Annotated in this window: 18 protein-coding genes and 1 riboswitch; of the genes, 9 read left to right on the top strand and 9 right to left on the bottom strand. The window is 64.1% G+C overall.

Annotated features, from left to right (window positions below):
• Nucleotides 1–586: 586 nt before the first annotated feature.
• Together argF and Q0L30_RS17280 are read left to right on the top strand one after the other, a co-directional pair.
• A complete protein-coding gene (argF, locus tag Q0L30_RS17285; RefSeq protein ID WP_296658815.1) occupies nucleotides 587–1516 on the top strand; it encodes an ornithine carbamoyltransferase in 930 nt (309 codons plus the stop codon).
• A gap of 117 nt (nucleotides 1517–1633) precedes the next feature.
• Nucleotides 1634–2863 carry an argininosuccinate synthase gene (locus Q0L30_RS17280; RefSeq protein ID WP_296658813.1) on the top strand — a complete coding sequence of 410 codons (1230 nt, stop codon included), beginning with the start codon at nucleotides 1634–1636 and terminating at the stop codon, nucleotides 2861–2863.
• A gap of 105 nt (nucleotides 2864–2968) precedes the next feature.
• Here the strand turns inward: Q0L30_RS17280 and Q0L30_RS17275 are convergent, their stop codons facing one another.
• A complete protein-coding gene (locus Q0L30_RS17275) occupies nucleotides 2969–3772 on the bottom strand; it encodes an IclR family transcriptional regulator (protein WP_296658810.1) in 804 nt (267 codons plus the stop codon).
• A 96-nt stretch (nucleotides 3773–3868) separates the two neighbouring features.
• Between Q0L30_RS17275 and Q0L30_RS17270 the strand changes: the two genes are divergently transcribed.
• Nucleotides 3869–5059 carry an acyl-CoA dehydrogenase gene (locus Q0L30_RS17270; RefSeq protein ID WP_296658808.1) on the top strand — a complete coding sequence of 397 codons (1191 nt, stop codon included), beginning with the start codon at nucleotides 3869–3871 and terminating at the stop codon, nucleotides 5057–5059.
• Between the two features lie 98 nt (nucleotides 5060–5157).
• Here the strand turns inward: Q0L30_RS17270 and Q0L30_RS17265 are convergent, their stop codons facing one another.
• Nucleotides 5158–5796, bottom strand: a complete 639-nt coding sequence (locus tag Q0L30_RS17265; RefSeq protein ID WP_296658806.1) for a peroxiredoxin — start codon at nucleotides 5794–5796, stop codon at nucleotides 5158–5160.
• Between the two features lie 355 nt (nucleotides 5797–6151).
• Here Q0L30_RS17265 and Q0L30_RS17260 point away from each other — a divergent pair, with 355 nt between their 5' ends.
• The 3 genes from Q0L30_RS17260 (at nucleotide 6152) to Q0L30_RS17250 (ending at nucleotide 7512) form a co-directional block, all read left to right on the top strand.
• A complete protein-coding gene (locus Q0L30_RS17260) occupies nucleotides 6152–6454 on the top strand; it encodes a YqjD family protein (RefSeq protein ID WP_293036602.1) in 303 nt (100 codons plus the stop codon).
• A 163-nt stretch (nucleotides 6455–6617) separates the two neighbouring features.
• Nucleotides 6618–7004: a phage holin family protein gene (locus Q0L30_RS17255; RefSeq protein WP_296658801.1), complete on the top strand. Its 387-nt coding sequence runs from the start codon at nucleotides 6618–6620 to the stop codon at nucleotides 7002–7004.
• Nucleotides 7005–7047: 43 nt separating this feature from the next.
• Nucleotides 7048–7512, top strand: coding sequence for a DUF3318 domain-containing protein (locus Q0L30_RS17250; protein WP_296658798.1), 465 nt, complete (start codon nucleotides 7048–7050; stop codon nucleotides 7510–7512).
• Nucleotides 7513–7545: 33 nt separating this feature from the next.
• Here Q0L30_RS17250 and Q0L30_RS17245 read toward each other — a convergent pair whose 3' ends face one another.
• From Q0L30_RS17245 to glyA, 7 genes are all read right to left on the bottom strand, one after another.
• Entirely contained in the window at nucleotides 7546–7968 is a 423-nt protein-coding gene (locus Q0L30_RS17245) for a type IV pilin protein (protein ID WP_296658795.1), read from the bottom strand.
• Nucleotides 7969–7994: 26 nt separating this feature from the next.
• Nucleotides 7995–8525 carry a hypothetical protein gene (locus Q0L30_RS17240; RefSeq protein ID WP_296658793.1) on the bottom strand — a complete coding sequence of 177 codons (531 nt, stop codon included), beginning with the start codon at nucleotides 8523–8525 and terminating at the stop codon, nucleotides 7995–7997.
• Nucleotides 8522–9319: a PilW family protein gene (locus tag Q0L30_RS17235; RefSeq protein WP_296658791.1), complete on the bottom strand. Its 798-nt coding sequence runs from the start codon at nucleotides 9317–9319 to the stop codon at nucleotides 8522–8524. The genes Q0L30_RS17240 and Q0L30_RS17235 overlap by 4 nt, the downstream gene beginning before the upstream one ends.
• Nucleotides 9316–9744 (bottom strand): hypothetical protein, encoded by a 429-nt coding sequence (locus Q0L30_RS17230; protein ID WP_296658789.1) that lies wholly within the window; start codon nucleotides 9742–9744, stop codon nucleotides 9316–9318. Before Q0L30_RS17230 ends, Q0L30_RS17235 begins: the two co-directional genes overlap by 4 nt.
• The gene (locus Q0L30_RS17225) at nucleotides 9741–10277 is read right to left on the bottom strand and encodes a GspH/FimT family pseudopilin (RefSeq protein WP_296658787.1); all 537 of its coding nucleotides are present in this window, start codon (nucleotides 10275–10277) and stop codon (nucleotides 9741–9743) included. Before Q0L30_RS17225 ends, Q0L30_RS17230 begins: the two co-directional genes overlap by 4 nt.
• Before the next feature lie 159 nt (nucleotides 10278–10436).
• Nucleotides 10437–10919, bottom strand: a complete 483-nt coding sequence (gene nrdR, locus Q0L30_RS17220) for a transcriptional regulator NrdR (RefSeq protein WP_296658784.1) — start codon at nucleotides 10917–10919, stop codon at nucleotides 10437–10439.
• 18 nt (nucleotides 10920–10937) lie between these two features.
• Nucleotides 10938–12185, bottom strand: a complete 1248-nt coding sequence (gene glyA / locus Q0L30_RS17215) for a serine hydroxymethyltransferase (RefSeq protein WP_296658783.1) — start codon at nucleotides 12183–12185, stop codon at nucleotides 10938–10940.
• A gap of 169 nt (nucleotides 12186–12354) precedes the next feature.
• A riboswitch (ZMP/ZTP riboswitch) is annotated at nucleotides 12355–12531 on the bottom strand.
• Nucleotides 12532–12709: 178 nt separating this feature from the next.
• On the opposite strand from glyA, the gene ydfG reads away from it, so the two are divergent.
• The 3 genes from ydfG (at nucleotide 12710) to tolQ (ending at nucleotide 14873) form a co-directional block, all read left to right on the top strand.
• Nucleotides 12710–13456 carry a bifunctional NADP-dependent 3-hydroxy acid dehydrogenase/3-hydroxypropionate dehydrogenase YdfG gene (ydfG, locus tag Q0L30_RS17210; RefSeq protein ID WP_296658780.1) on the top strand — a complete coding sequence of 249 codons (747 nt, stop codon included), beginning with the start codon at nucleotides 12710–12712 and terminating at the stop codon, nucleotides 13454–13456.
• A gap of 90 nt (nucleotides 13457–13546) precedes the next feature.
• A complete protein-coding gene (gene ybgC / locus Q0L30_RS17205; protein WP_296659010.1) occupies nucleotides 13547–14041 on the top strand; it encodes a tol-pal system-associated acyl-CoA thioesterase in 495 nt (164 codons plus the stop codon).
• A gap of 154 nt (nucleotides 14042–14195) precedes the next feature.
• On the top strand, nucleotides 14196–14873 hold the full coding sequence (tolQ, locus tag Q0L30_RS17200) for a protein TolQ (RefSeq protein WP_293036621.1): 678 nt from the start codon (nucleotides 14196–14198) through the stop codon (nucleotides 14871–14873).

Genomic DNA, 14873 nt, shown 5'->3' with positions numbered 1-14873 from the left:
GCTGTGCTGCAGCACGAAACATCGGCGCGCTCGCGCCGCCCGCGCGTTGCCGCCGGGTTACGGGCCGCCGGCCAAAGCCTTGCGACCTCGCGCGCGAATACAGTCCGATGGACAGGGCGCGGCCGTCCGCACACTGGTACTCGCTCCGCGCCGCATCGAGATCGTCGAATTTGCCGCGCACAGCCACCAGCGTTTAAGCCGCTGCCGCGAGCCGCCCGATATGCCTGGCGATATAACCGCCGATATGCCTGCGCTGTTATATGCCTGGATACCCGCCGGGCTCGCTGTCGTGCCTGAGGGAAAACCCCGCGATTATAGCCTACCCAGGGGTATTCCGCACTGCACACAAGGTGCGCGAAAGCAAACGGCAGGCCGTTCTCACGCGCTTTGCGTTTGCGCCGCGGCAGCGTGAAAAACCCGTCGAAGATGGGTGACAAAACCCGCGGCAAAGCGCTCGCCGCGCTGTAAGTCGCTCGTCAAACCGGACAAAATCCTTTATGCTGCATTGACTTACCACCACAACCGCAGCGGCGTCGCCGGCTCGATCGTGCAGTTCCGAGGCCGGATCCGGCGCCGTTTTCGTTTCATGACCTCCCGGACCATTCGCCATTACCTGCAGTTCAAGGATTTCTCTCTTGACGAGTATGAATATGTGCTCGAGCGTGCCCGCATTCTGAAGCGCAAATTCAAGAGCTACGAGACCTACCATCCGCTGCACGACCGTACGCTTGCGATGATCTTCGAGAAGAACTCGACGCGCACGCGGCTTTCGTTCGAAGCCGGCATCTTCCAGCTCGGCGGTCACGCCGTCTTCATGAGCACGCGCGACACGCAGCTCGGGCGCGGCGAGCCGATCGAAGACGCGGCGCAGGTGATCTCGCGCATGGTCGACATCATCATGATCCGGACGTTCGGCCAGGACATCCTGACGCGCTTCGCGCAGAATTCGCGTGTGCCGGTCATCAACGGCCTGACGAACGAATATCACCCCTGCCAGGTGCTGGCCGACATCTTCACGTACTACGAGCACCGCGGGCCGATCCGCGGCAAGACCGTCGCCTGGGTCGGCGACGCGAACAACATGCTCTATACGTGGATCGAAGCGGCGCAGATCCTCGACTTCAAGCTGCGCATCTCGACGCCGCCGGGCTATCAGCTCGATCCGGCACTCGTCGCGGCGGAAAGCACGCCGTTCTTCTCGGTATTCGACGATCCGAACGAAGCCTGCGACGGCGCCGACCTCGTCACCACCGACGTCTGGACCAGCATGGGCTTCGAGGCCGAGAACGAAGCCCGCAAGAAGGCGTTCGCCGACTGGTGCGTCGACGCCGAGATGATGGCGCGCGGCAAGCCCGATGCGCTCTTCATGCACTGCCTGCCGGCGCATCGCGGCGAGGAAGTGAGCGCGGAAGTCATCGACGGGCCGCAGAGCGTGGTCTGGGACGAGGCGGAAAACCGTCTGCACGTCCAGAAGGCGCTGATGGAATTTCTGATGCTCGGCCGCCTGAACCACTGATCCCGACCCGGCGCGCCGCCCGAAAAGCGCGGCGCGCTGACAGTTTGGTGTCAAAATATTGTTTTCCGCGCGTCGGGGCCGCCCGCGCGCACAGATCTCACCCGTTACGGACTCACCATGAGCGATATCAATAAAGTCGTGCTCGCCTACTCGGGCGGCCTCGATACCTCGGTCATCCTGAAGTGGCTGCAGGACAACTACGACGCAGAAGTCGTGACCTTCACCGCCGACATCGGCCAGGGCGAAGAACTTGAGCCGGCGCGCAAAAAGGCGCTGCAACTCGGCATCAAGCAAGAGAACATCTTCATCGACGACCTGCGCGAAGAGTTCGTCCGCGATTTCGTGTTCCCGATGTTCCGCGCCAACGCGCTGTATGAAGGCGAGTACCTGCTCGGCACGTCGATCGCGCGTCCGCTGATCGCCAAGCGCCAAATCGAGATCGCACGCGCGACCGGCGCACAGGCTGTCTCGCACGGCGCAACCGGCAAGGGCAACGACCAGGTCCGCTTCGAACTCGGCTACTACGCACTCGAGCCGGGCATCAAGGTGATCGCCCCGTGGCGCGAGTGGGATCTGCTGTCGCGCGAGAAGCTGCTCGCCTACGCCGAAAGCGCCGGCATTCCCATCGACATGAAGCACCGCCAGGGCGGCGCGCCCTACTCGATGGACGCCAACCTGCTGCACATCTCGTTCGAAGGCCGTCACCTCGAAGACCCGAAGGCGGAAGCCGAGGAAGACATGTGGCGCTGGACGGTTTCGCCCGAACTGGCGCCGGACGCTGCCGAATACGTCGATATCGAATACGAACACGGCGATCCGGTCGCCATCAACGGCAAGCGCGTCACGCCGGCTGAAGCACTGACCGAACTGAACCGCCTCGGCAGCAAGCACGGCATCGGCCGTCTGGATCTCGTCGAAAACCGTTACGTCGGCATGAAGTCGCGCGGCTGCTATGAAACGCCTGGCGGCACGATCATGCTCAAGGCGCACCGCGGCATCGAGTCGATCACGCTCGACCGCGAAGTCGCGCACCTTAAGGACGACCTGCTCGCCCGCTACGCCTCGCTGATTTACAACGGCTACTGGTGGAGCCCGGAGCGCCGTGCAATCCAGGTGCTGATCGACCACACGCAGCAGAACGTCAACGGCTGGGTGCGCGTGAAGCTGTACAAGGGCGGCGTCTCGGTCGTCTCGCGCGACTCGAAGGACACGCTGTTCGACAAGACCATCGCGACCTTCGACGACGACCACGGCGCCTACAACCAGGCCGACGCCGGCGGCTTCATCAAGCTCAACGCGCTGCGTATGCGTATTGCTGAAAACGCTCGTCGCCAACGTGGCAAATAAGCGGCAAGTAAGCAGCAAATAAGCGGCTTCAAGCACGCAGGCAGTCAAAAAGCCGGGACGATGTCCCGGCTTTTTCATTTCCCCCGACGCGGTGCAGTACGCGGCTCAGACCGTCTCGCCAAGCCGCCGCGCGAGCGACTTGAGCAGCGGCGCGACGCGCCCGCGAAATACGTCGGGTCCCATCGACGATGCCGGCCCGCTACAGCTCAACACGAGCCAGCGGCGCTCGCGCGGCTCGCGAAACGGCACGGCCACGGCATTCACGTCGTCGTGCCAGTCGCGAAACGAATAACAGCACCCTTCCTGCGCGAATATCGCGATCTCGCGCTGCGCCGCCGCGACCAGTGCCGGACCTTCGTCGCCCGCCGCCTTCTCCAGGTCGGCCAGCAGCGCCGCGCGCGCGTCGTGCGGCAGCACCGCCAGATAGGCGCGCCCCATCGAACTCGTGAGCATCGACAGCCTTGAACCCGATGCGAGACCGAGCGTCAGCGCCGTCTCGCTGCGGATCGTCTCCAGATAAACCATGTCGAGCCCATCGCGGCAGCCGAGCGATACGGCCGCCCCCACCTCGCGCGCAAACGCCCGCAGATGCGGCCGCGCGAGTTCGAGGATATCGGTGCCCGAGAGCATCGTGAAACCCAGCGACAGCACGCCCGCGTCGAGCGCGTATTTGCCGAGCGCCTCGTCGAAGCGCAGGTAGCCGAGCACGCTCAGCGTGTAGGCAAGCCGGTTCACGGTCGCCTTGGGCAAACCCGTGCGCTCGACGAAATCGCGGTTGCCGAGCAGCGTCTCGCCTGGACGGAACGCGCGCAGCAGTTCGAGGCCCCGTGCGAGCGCGACGACGAACTTGCGTTCGTCGATCGTACTGTCGGGCTGCGAGGCATGTAACGGTAATCCGGATGCAGACATAGGTAGGCTAGTGGTACACTGGATCAAATTGCAAAACATTGTTCCGCATAGCGGAACTTCTGTCAAGTATCTGATCCCTATCCGAGGAGACATACCATGGCCGACCACGCCCATTTTCATTGGGACGATCCGCTGCTGCTGAACCAGCAGCTCACCGACGACGAACGCATGGTGCGCGACGCCGCTGCCGCATACGCGCAGGACAAGCTCGCACCGCGCGTGCTCGAAGCGTTCCGCCATGAAAAGACCGACGCGTCGATCTTCCGCGAAATGGGCGAACTGGGCCTGCTCGGCCCGACGATTCCCGAGCAGTACGGCGGCCCCGGCCTCAACTACGTGAGCTACGGCTTGATCGCGCGCGAAGTGGAGCGCGTGGACTCAGGCTACCGCTCGATGATGTCGGTACAGTCGTCGCTCGTGATGGTGCCGATCTACGAATTCGGCTCGGAAGCGCAAAAAGAGAAGTACCTGCCGAAGCTCGCGAGCGGCGAATGGATCGGCTGCTTCGGCCTGACCGAGCCGAACCACGGCTCCGATCCGGGCAGCATGGTCACGCGCGCGAAGAAGGTCAGCGGCGGCTATTCGCTCTCGGGCGCGAAGATGTGGATCACGAATTCGCCGATCGCCGACGTGTTCGTCGTCTGGGCGAAGCTCGAAGAGGACGGCCGTGACGATATCCGCGGCTTCATCCTCGAGAAGGGCTGGAAGGGTCTGTCGGCGCCGGCGATCCACGGCAAGGTCGGGCTGCGCGCGTCGATCACGGGCGAAATCGTGCTCGACGAAGTGTTCGTCCCGGAAGGGAACATCATGCCGGGCGTGAAGGGTCTGCGCGGCCCGTTCACGTGCCTGAACTCGGCGCGCTACGGCATCGCCTGGGGCGCGCTCGGCGCGGCTGAAGCGTGCTGGCACACGGCGCGCCAGTATGTGCTGGACCGCAAGCAGTTCGGCCGCCCGCTCGCCGCCAACCAGCTGATCCAGAAAAAGCTGGCCGATATGCAGACGGAAATCACGCTCGGCCTGCAAGGCTGCCTGCGCCTTGGCCGCATGAAGGACGAAGGCACGGCCGCCGTCGAGATCACCTCGATCATGAAGCGCAACTCGTGCGGCAAGTCGCTCGACGTCGCGCGTCTCGCGCGCGACATGCTGGGCGGCAACGGCATTTCCGATGAATTCGGCGTTGCGCGTCACCTCGTGAACCTCGAAGTGGTCAACACCTACGAGGGTACGCATGACATTCACGCGCTCATTCTCGGCCGCGCGCAGACGGGCATTCAGGCGTTCTTCTGATTGCCCGGCGTGCCTTCCACGTCTGCAATAGCCAGATGCAAGAAAGCGCCGCACGATGTGCGGCGCTTTGTTATTGGCGAGGTGTGCGGCCGGGAAGCTTATTTGCCCGGCTGCGGCGTGAGACGCAGATACGGGCGCAACGCCTTATAGCCCTTCGGGAATTTCTGCTTGATGAGCGCTTCGTCCTTCAGCGACGGTACGATCACGACGTCGTCGCCCTGCTTCCAGTTGCCGGGCGTGGCGACCTGATGGTTATCGGTGAGCTGCAGCGAGTCGATCACGCGCAGCACTTCGTCGAAGTTGCGCCCCGTGCTGGCCGGATAGGTGATGATGAGACGCACCTTCTTCTTCGGATCGATCACAAAAAGCGAACGCACAGTGAGCGTTTCGTTCGCATTCGGGTGGATCATGTCGTAAAGCTCCGACACCTTGCGGTCGCCGTCCGCGAGAATCGGAAAGCCGACGCTCGTGACCTGCGTCTCGTTGATGTCCTTAATCCACTCTTTGTGCGATTCAGCGCTGTCGACGGACAGGGCGATCGGCTTGACGTTGCGTTTCGCGAATTCGTCCTTCAACTTTGCCGTCAGACCGAGTTCCGTGGTGCAGACCGGCGTGAAATCGGCGGGATGCGAGAACAGCACGCCCCAACTCTCGCCAAGCCAGTCATGAAACTTGATGCGACCGATGCTCGAATCCTGCTCGAAGTCGGGTGCGGTGTCGCCAAGACGTAGACTCATGTTCGATGTCCTTGAATGAAGGGTGGACGGGCGCACCGCCAACCCGGGCAGTGCGTGCGAAGGTAAGCGGGCATTGAAGACAAGGATACGGGAGCTGTATCGCAGAAAGAACGAATATCGCTTCACACCTTCATGAGTTTTCGTAATTTTGGGCCCGACCACGAAACTTTACGTGCCAGATCAACTCCATGGGAGTGGACAGCAATTCGCCATGCATGCCCGTCACCGCACCGCAACGACGTAGCGGTAACAGACGGTTCGTGACTCGCAGGCGCTCGACGCGACGCGCCGCGCTTGCCAGTGTCCGTTTCTTTGTTACGATTTACGCGTGGCGAGACACGAAGGGAGCCAGTCAATGTCAGAAGTCAACAAGGAGAGGCTAATGTCGGATATCAAAAACGTCCTCGCGGACGCCGAGGACCTGCTCAAGCAGGCTGCGAGCGCCACCGGCGAACGCGCGTCCGAACTGCGCGAAACGGCACTCTCGCGCCTGAAACAGGCAAAAGAAAAGGCCGCCGACGTGCAGGTCGTCGTGGTCGAGAAAGGTAAAAAGGCGGCTCGCGCCACCGACGACTATGTTCACGAACACCCGTGGACCTCGATCGGCATCGCCGCAGGCGTGGGTGTGTTGATCGGCCTCCTGATCAATCGCAAGTAATCGGCAAGTAACTCGCAGGTAACCGTCACGCGGGCGCCCGGCCTGTTTCTGCACAACGGCGCGGGCGCGCCGCGTGGTTTCGTTGCGCCCGCTGCTTCAGTAACCGGCGCGCCGTGACGGCCCGCATCTTCTCGTGCATCAGCATGCACCATCCGCTCTCGCCATGACGACAGACACCGAATCGCCACGACATGATCAAGGACCGCTGCGCCGCCTGTTCGGCTCCGCGTTCGCGATGCTGCAGACCAGGCTGGAGCTGATCGGCATCGAGCTGTCCGAAGAGAAGGACCGCCTGATGGCCGTGCTGTTTCTCGGCGTGGCCGCGATGATGCTCGCCGCGATGGCGCTGATGGCGCTTACCGCGCTGATCGCGATTGCGTTCTGGGATACCTGGCGCCTGCAGGCGCTCGCCGGCATCACAATCATCTATGCGCTCGCCGCGCTGTTCTGCGCCATGAAAGCGCGCAGCAGCCTGCGCGATGCACCGATGGTGTTCCAGGCAACCCTCGACGAGTTCGAGAAGGATCGCGAAATCCTTCGCAAGCACTGACGGAGGAACCTTTGGCCGCCCAGTCAACCGCCCAATCGACACTATGAGCCGACCCAGACCGGATACCGCCTTTCGCCCCGCCCGCCCGCGTTCTCGCGATCTGTCGACGCCGCAACTGCGTGCGCTGCGCAAGGAGTTGCTGATCGTGCGTGCGAGCGTCGAGCGCGCCGAGATCGCCGGAGCCATTGGCGAGCTGCGCGACGGCGTCGCGCGTTTTAGCTGGCTGCGTTTTCTCGTTCCGGGCGCTGGCCGCTCGCACGGCCGCGGCCTGGGCGCGGGACTTGGCAACCTGCTCAAGCAATATCCCCTGCTCAGTTCGCTCGTCTCACTCATCCTCGCCAAGCCGCTGCGCAGCGGCGTCTTCTCGGCGCTGCGCCCCGTAATCAAGTGGGGCGGCCTCGCATTCACCGCGTGGGAAGCCTGGCGCCTGTTTCAGCGGGCACGGCAGCAAGGCGACCAGCCCGCCGGTAGCGCATCGTCCGAAACGACGGACGACGCGGGTTACTGAAGCGGGCGACTGAAGCGCCCTCCTCCTTGCGAATCAGCGGCCGCGCCAGCATTCCCCGGTTCCAGGCGCAGCCGCGCCGATCGTCTCATTGCCCCGTGTGCCCGTAGCGTCGAGCGTGAAGGTTCCGCAAGCGTCGTCGCGCATTGGACCGGACTCCACCGGCGAAGCCGCGATCACATACCCGCCATTCGATTCGTCGCCAGGCCGTAGCTTGAGCTTATAGACGGCTACACCCGTCTGCGGCACTCGCTCCATGCCGGCCGGTAGTGCGCTTCTCGCGGGTGTCTGCTGGTCCACGAACTGCGCCGCTCGATAGAGTGCCGTCATGGCGTCGATGCGGTGGGCTCGCGCGATCTGGCTATGCCAGGCCGGCAAGGCAAACGACGCGATGATCGCCATCGCAGCGAGCGCCATCGCGAGTTCCAGTAACGTGAACGCCTTGTGCCTGATCCTCATCGCTTTCCCTTTCGCGCTCGTGATTGTCAGAACGGACGCGCGACGATGCGCCGCCAGTGACGCTCGACACGCGTCCCCTCGAATACGATCTGAGCCTGCAGCCAGCTCTGCGTGTCGTCGCCCGCGCCAAAGCCGCGTGCCGTGACGACGAACGCGCGCGCCGCCGGACGACTGTCGATCCGCCAGGCTTCGACGAGACACTGCGGCGGCCGGGCCGAACCAGGCCACGTGACAACTGGCATGACCGCCTGTGCTTCGAAGGTGCCTTGCCGCCGCCAGCCGGCCGGCTCGCCAGGCTGCACCGGCGCCGACGGCGCGAACATCGAACCGTTCATGAGTACGCGCGTGCACAGCGACAGCGCACCGTCTGCGGCACGGAAGGCCTGAAGGTGATCGGCCATGAGACTCGCGTTGCGTGCTTCGAGCAGCGACGCCTCGAACCACGCAGCCGATGTGACGAGCATCATCGACGCGATCACCAGCACGACCGGCAGCGCCACACCGCGCGGCGCCGCGTATCGGCCATGGCGATAACCGCGATAACGGCTTGTGCTCATGACTGAGAGCCTTGCTGGTTTCGCAGCGCGATATGCCGCCAGAAAGTCTGGCGGGCGCGACCATCGGTTGCGATCTTCGAGGCACCGTCACAGTCGACATAGCTCGCCTTGCGAGGAAATGGCGCACCACGCACCTGGACGCACAGATCCACGGCGATCACCGACGACCACTGCTCACGCGCAAGCGCCGATGCACTCACGGGCCGCATGGCGTCATGCAGCCAGTAACGCAAGTGCAAAGCTTCGACGCCCTCCACGAGCGGCTGTGCCGCCCCGGCCTTGCCCGAGCCTTCGCAGTACAGTTCCGGCTCGCCGGTGGAACTGCTTGCCTTCGCGTGATAGCGGTTGACCACCGTGACGCCCGCCGCGCCGACCGCCTGTCCGAGGCAGTCGGTTACCTGACCGCCCGACGACGGCCAGGTCGATACCGTGTCGCCTGCATAACGTACGGCGATGCCATCGGATCCATTTGCCAGCGACGCGCAGGTGAGACCATCTTGCGCACCAGTCGGACGGCCCGCTGCGCAGCCGAACACCGCAGGCCCGGCGAGACTTCGCGGCGCATCTGCCGAGGCGAATCCAGCGAGCTGGATCTGTTCGCCGACAAGCGTCAGCGCATTCATACCGGCTTCGTGAATGCGGGCGGTGTCGGTTGCGAGAACAAACGCCTGATGCTGCGCGCGATACGCGGCCACCGCGCCCGCCACGATGACCAGGCCGAGTGCCACTGCGATGGTCAGTTCCAGCAGCGTGTGGCCGGTGCTGCCGATCAGTCGAATGTGCCAGGCCTTCATCTTGCAAATGTGAGCGCAACGCAATCGCGCCCGGAATCGATACTCGCACCACTGCAGTTCGATGGCGGCATGACGGCACCCGATGCGAATGCGTTGCCGGTAAATGCCCATGTCACCACTGCAATCGACGCCTCGGCGCTCTGGTTCGGGATTGCAGCGAGGCCGTCCGGCACGATCGTCCGGGCGCGCGCTTTCCAGGCGTCGACAGCTAAACCACCCGTAAACGTCGAGGACTCCACGATCGCATCGGCGGCAAACGCGGCACGCTCGCGCACCGCCGCGGATTGCGCATGGCGAGCGAGCGCAAGCTGCGTGCTCATCAGACCGAGCGCACACATTGCCATGACGCCCATGGCGAGCGCCACTTCGAGCAGTGTCGTGCCGCGAGCGTAGCCCCGAGCACAGCCGAATCCGGGCGACCTCACGACGCCACCCCGCACGCACCGTCACTGATACGCGCCCGGCCGCCGGCAGCAATGCGGATACAGCGTCGCCACGCTGCCCCGCGGGTGGCGGCTGTCTGTGCACGCGGGGCGAGTTCGAAAGTGCGCATCACGCCGATCGCCTGGCCGGCCGGCGGCGTAAAAACGATGGCGGTCAACGGCGAAGCCACGCCGATCTCGTCGAGCGCGGGCTGCACGCGCAAAAGCTTGGGTGCACCCGAGACTTCGGCCATGACGGCCCACCCGCACGACCAGTCCACTGCGCCCGACGGACAAGTCTTGCCGGGAGCGAGACAGTTGCGGGACGTGTCGATGCGGCAAACGGTGACGCGCCCCTTCCGGCGAATCGCCTCGTTACGCGCATAGGCGAGCGTTCCAAGCAGGGCGCCGGCGCGTGCGTTCACCTCGTCACGCATGCGCCACGCGACGAACACCGGCGTCGCGGCCGTGGCGCAGATGGCCAGCAGGACCACGACGACCATGCTCTCGACGAGCGAGAAGCCTTCGCATTTCATCTGCAATCCTTATCGTAAAGGGAGTGCAGCAAATCTACCGGCGACGGACAGCGGGAACAATTAGCCGAACGGCCAGGTGGTGCGCAGCGCGCCTGCCCGCGACAATGCAAGCGTCACGGACAGCGGCAGCGAAGGGGGAACGGAAAGATGCAGACTGGCTCAGCGTTTGCGCGGCGGCGTGCCTGCGCTGCTGGAACGGCGGAATTCCTCGATTACGTCTTCGAATTCGGAGACGTCCTCGAAACGCCGGTAGACGGAGGCGAAACGTACGAACGCAACCTTGTCGAGTTCACGCAGCTCGGTCATCACGAGTTCGCCGAGGCGCTCGCTGCGCACCTCGCGCTCACCGCTGCCGAGCAGTTGGTATTCGATACGCGCGACCGCCGCGTCAATGGCGTCAGCCGCAACCGGACGCTTACGCAGCGCCAGTTGCATGCTGGCCGCAATCTTGCGGCGGTCGAATTCCGTGCGGCTGCCATCCTTCTTTACGACGGCCGGCATCGCCAGCTCGACCCGCTCATACGTCGTAAAACGCTTGTCGCAGGCGGGACAGCGACGGCGGCGCCGGATCGCGGCGCCGTCTTCGGACACGCGGGAGTCCACTACCTGCGTGTCTTCGTGCCGGCAAAAGGGGCAGCGCATAATCGGTCAGCCGCCAGATCAGCGATAGACGGGGAAGCGCTTCGTCAGCTCGGCCACCTGGGTGCGCACGCGCTCGATCGTTGCGGCGTCTTCCGGATTATCGAGTACGTCGGCGATCAGGTTGCCCACCTGCTCGGCTTCCTTCACGCCGAAGCCGCGCGTCGTCATGGCGGGCGAACCGAGACGGACGCCGCTCGTGACGAACGGCTTTTCCGGATCGTTCGGAATCGCGTTCTTGTTGACCGTGATATGCGCGGCGCCCAGCGCGGCTTCCGCCGCCTTGCCGGTGATCTTCTTCGCGCGCAGGTCGACCAGCATCACGTGGCTTTCCGTGCGGCCCGAGACGATACGCAGACCGCGATTGACCAGCGTTTGAGCCAGCACGCGCGCGTTATCGACCACTTGCTGCTGGTAGGTCTTGAATTCCGGCGAGAGCGCTTCCTTGAATGCGACCGCCTTACCGGCGATCACGTGCATGAGCGGACCGCCCTGGATGCCCGGGAAGATTGCCGAGTTGATCTGCTTCTCGAATTCGGCCTTCATCAGGATCACGCCGCCGCGCGGGCCGCGCAGGCTCTTGTGCGTGGTCGTGGTGACGAAGTCGGCGTGCGGCACCGGGTTCGGGTAGACGCCCGCGGCCACGAGGCCCGCGTAGTGCGCCATGTCGACCATGAAGTACGCGCCCACGCTCTTCGCGATCTTTGCAAAGCGTTCGAAGTCGATGCGCAGTGCGAATGCGGAAGCGCCCGCGACGATCATCTTCGGCTTGTGCTCTTGCGCGAGTTTCTCGGCCGCGTCGTAATCGATGTCTTCGGCTTCGTTCAGGCCGTAGCTCACGACGTTGAACCACTTGCCCGACATGTTGACCGGCGAACCGTGCGTGAGGTGGCCGCCGTGCGCGAGGCTCATGCCCATGATCGTGTCGCCCGGCTTGAGCATGGCGAAGAACACGCCCTGGTTCGCCTGCGAGCCCGAGTTCGGCTGGACGTTCGCAGCCTCGGCGCCGAACAGTTCCTTCACGCGGTCGATCGCGAGCTGCTCGACGATGTCGACGTATTCGCAGCCGCCGTAGTAGCGCTTGCCCGGGTAGCCTTCGGCGTACTTGTTGGTGAGCTGCGAGCCCTGCGCGGCCATCACGGCCGGGCTCGTGTAGTTTTCCGATGCGATCAGCTCGATGTGCTCTTCCTGACGGCGATTTTCGAGTTCGATCGCTTTCCAGAGTTCGGGATCGACTTTCGCGATGGTGCTTTCGGCTCTGTCAAACATACGGATTCCGTTAAGTGTGTTCAGGTTGACCGGGTCTCGCGCGAAACGCGTAGCGGGCACGCGGCGCTGCTGGCAGCGGCGCTGGCAGGGATGCCAGCCTTGACGTGGCGGGGAACACCGCACACGCGTGGCAGGACAGCCCCTCCGGCGCTAATGCATGCGCGCGGAACTCGGCTGCCCAGGCGAACGGCAAAACGGCACCCTGCGCTTCACGGTGGGTCGTTCCACCTTGAGTTCCCGTTGCTGCCCGCGCCGCGCTTGCCAGAATTGCCGCAAAAGAGGCCATTAAGGCTTACGCCGCCCGCTCCGCCATTCAGGAACCCTATCGCCAGTCACGCAGGGATTAAGCGCGTTAGTTTATTGGAACGACCTGAAATAGGCAACCGCCCGCGCGCAGGCCCATCCAGCCGTGCAGACGCGGCTGGACGGGCCTGTGGCTCTGTCCTCGGCGCCTTCCTTGCCGCTGCGCGGCAATGGAAGTAGGCTTGACCCTTTCTTTGACTTCTACCAATCAGGGAGCAACCATGATTGTCTTCGTCACCGGCGCCTCCGCAGGCTTCGGCGCCGCCATCGCCCGGGCCTTCGTCAAGGGCGGACACCGCGTCGTCGCAACCGCCCGGCGCAAGGACCGCCTCGACGCCCTCGCCGGCGAACTCGGCGACAACCTGCTGCCCATCGAACTCGACGTGCGCGACCGCGCCGCTGTCGAGGCGGCCCCCGCCGCCCTGCCGCCCGAATTCGCCGCGGTGGACGTGCTCGTCAACAACGCTGGCCTCGCGCTCGGCGTCGAGCCGGCGCACAAGGCCGATCTCGACGAATGGGAAACCATGATCGAGACCAATTGCACCGGACTGGTGCAGGTCACCCACGCATTCCTGCCCGGCATGGTCGCCCGCAACCGGGGTCACATCTTCAATCTCGGCTCGGTGGCCGGGCGCTGGCCGTATCCGGGCGGCAACGTCTATGGCGCGACCAAGGCCTTCGTACGCCAGTTCAGCCTGAACCTGCGCGCCGATCTCGCCGGCACGGCGCTGCGCGTGACCGACATCGAGCCGGGCCTGTGCGGCGGCACCGAGTTCTCGAACGTGCGCTTTCGCGGCGACGACGCCAAAGCGGCCAATGTCTACAAGGACGTCCAGCCGCTCACGGCCGAAGACATCGCCGACTCGATCTACTGGATCGCCACGCGCCCCGCTCACGTGAACATCAACACGATCGAGCTGATGCCAGTCGCGCAGTCTTTCGCGGGCCTGAACATCCATCGCGGGTAATGGTCTGTAACCGGTGTGTAACCGGAGCTTACAGATTTAGCCGAACGCGTCAGGTGAACGAAAGTCAGTATGACAGCGCATTCCGGTAGAATGCGCGGCATGGAAAGATCTACCAGCCAGGCGGACGCGGTCCCGCCCGGGTCAAGGCAAGGTTTTACGTGGCCTGTCCGCGTGTATTACGAAGATACCGATGCCGGCGGCATCGTCTTCTACGCGAACTATCTGAAGTTCTTCGAACGCGCGCGGACGGAATGGCTACGCGCATGCGGCGTCGATCAGTGCCGCCTGGCCGATGAAACCGGCGCGCTCTTTGTCGTGCGGCGCACGGCGCTCGACTATCGCGCGCCCGCCCGCCTCGACGACATCGTGACAATCGTGAGCAGGATCGAAAAGCTCGGCCGCGCGTCGGTCGACTTCATGCAGGAAGCGTGGCGGGGCGACACGCTGCTCGTAACCGGCAGCATTCGCGTCGCCTGCGTCGATGGCGCCACCCTGCGCCCCGCCGCCATGCCGGACCATGTGCACGACGCCTTGCGCCGCGGATCCGACAAAGACGCACCGGCCGTGTCAACGGCCGCACAGTAATTTCCGTTGATACAACGCCAGTGAACTCTCGCCGTTCAATTCAGAACCCTGCAGTGTTCAGCCGCGCCGGCGCCGGGGAATTCCGCCTGACTCAAGGAAGCCTCGTCACGGCTTGCAGCCGCTCGCCCCTTCGGGGACGCTACAACGAACTTCTATGAACCCGACACAAGATCTTTCGATCATTTCTCTCGTTCTAAATGCGAGCTTGCTGGCGCAAGCGGTGATGGGATTGCTCCTGCTGCTCTCCCTGATTTCCTGGACCTTCATCTTCCGCAAGTGGTTTGCCATTCGCCGCGCCCGCGCGCAAACCGAACGCTTCGAACGCGATTTCTGGTCCGGCGGCGACCTGCAGGCGCTCTATCAGAGCGCCGCGAACAACCGTCACACGATCGGCGCACTGGAGCGTATCTTTGAATCGGGCATGCGCGAATTCCTCAAAGCCAAGGAAAAGCGCCTGAACGATCCGGGCGCCGTGCTCGACGGCGCGCGCCGCGCGATGCGCGCCGCTTTCCAGCGTGAGATGGACGCACTCGAAGCGAACCTGTCGTTCCTCGCGTCGGTGGGCTCGGTCAGCCCGTATATCGGTCTTTTCGGTACGGTCTGGGGGATCATGAACGCGTTCCGCGGTCTCGCGAACGTGCAGCAGGCCACGCTCGCGAACGTCGCGCCCGGCATCGCCGAAGCGCTCACGGCCACCGCAATCGGCCTGTTCGCCGCGATTCCGGCCGTCGTCGCCTACAACAGCTACGCGCACGACATCGACCGCCTCGCGATCCGGTTCGAAACCTTCATCGAAGAGTTCTCGAATATCCTGCAGCGTCAGGCCCACTAA

Origin of the sequence: Paraburkholderia sp. (assembly GCF_024281035.1) — a bacterium.
GTDB lineage: Bacteria > Pseudomonadota > Gammaproteobacteria > Burkholderiales > Burkholderiaceae > Paraburkholderia.
Note: the sequence above shows the minus strand (reverse complement) of the source record. Positions and strands in the feature narration are given on the sequence as shown.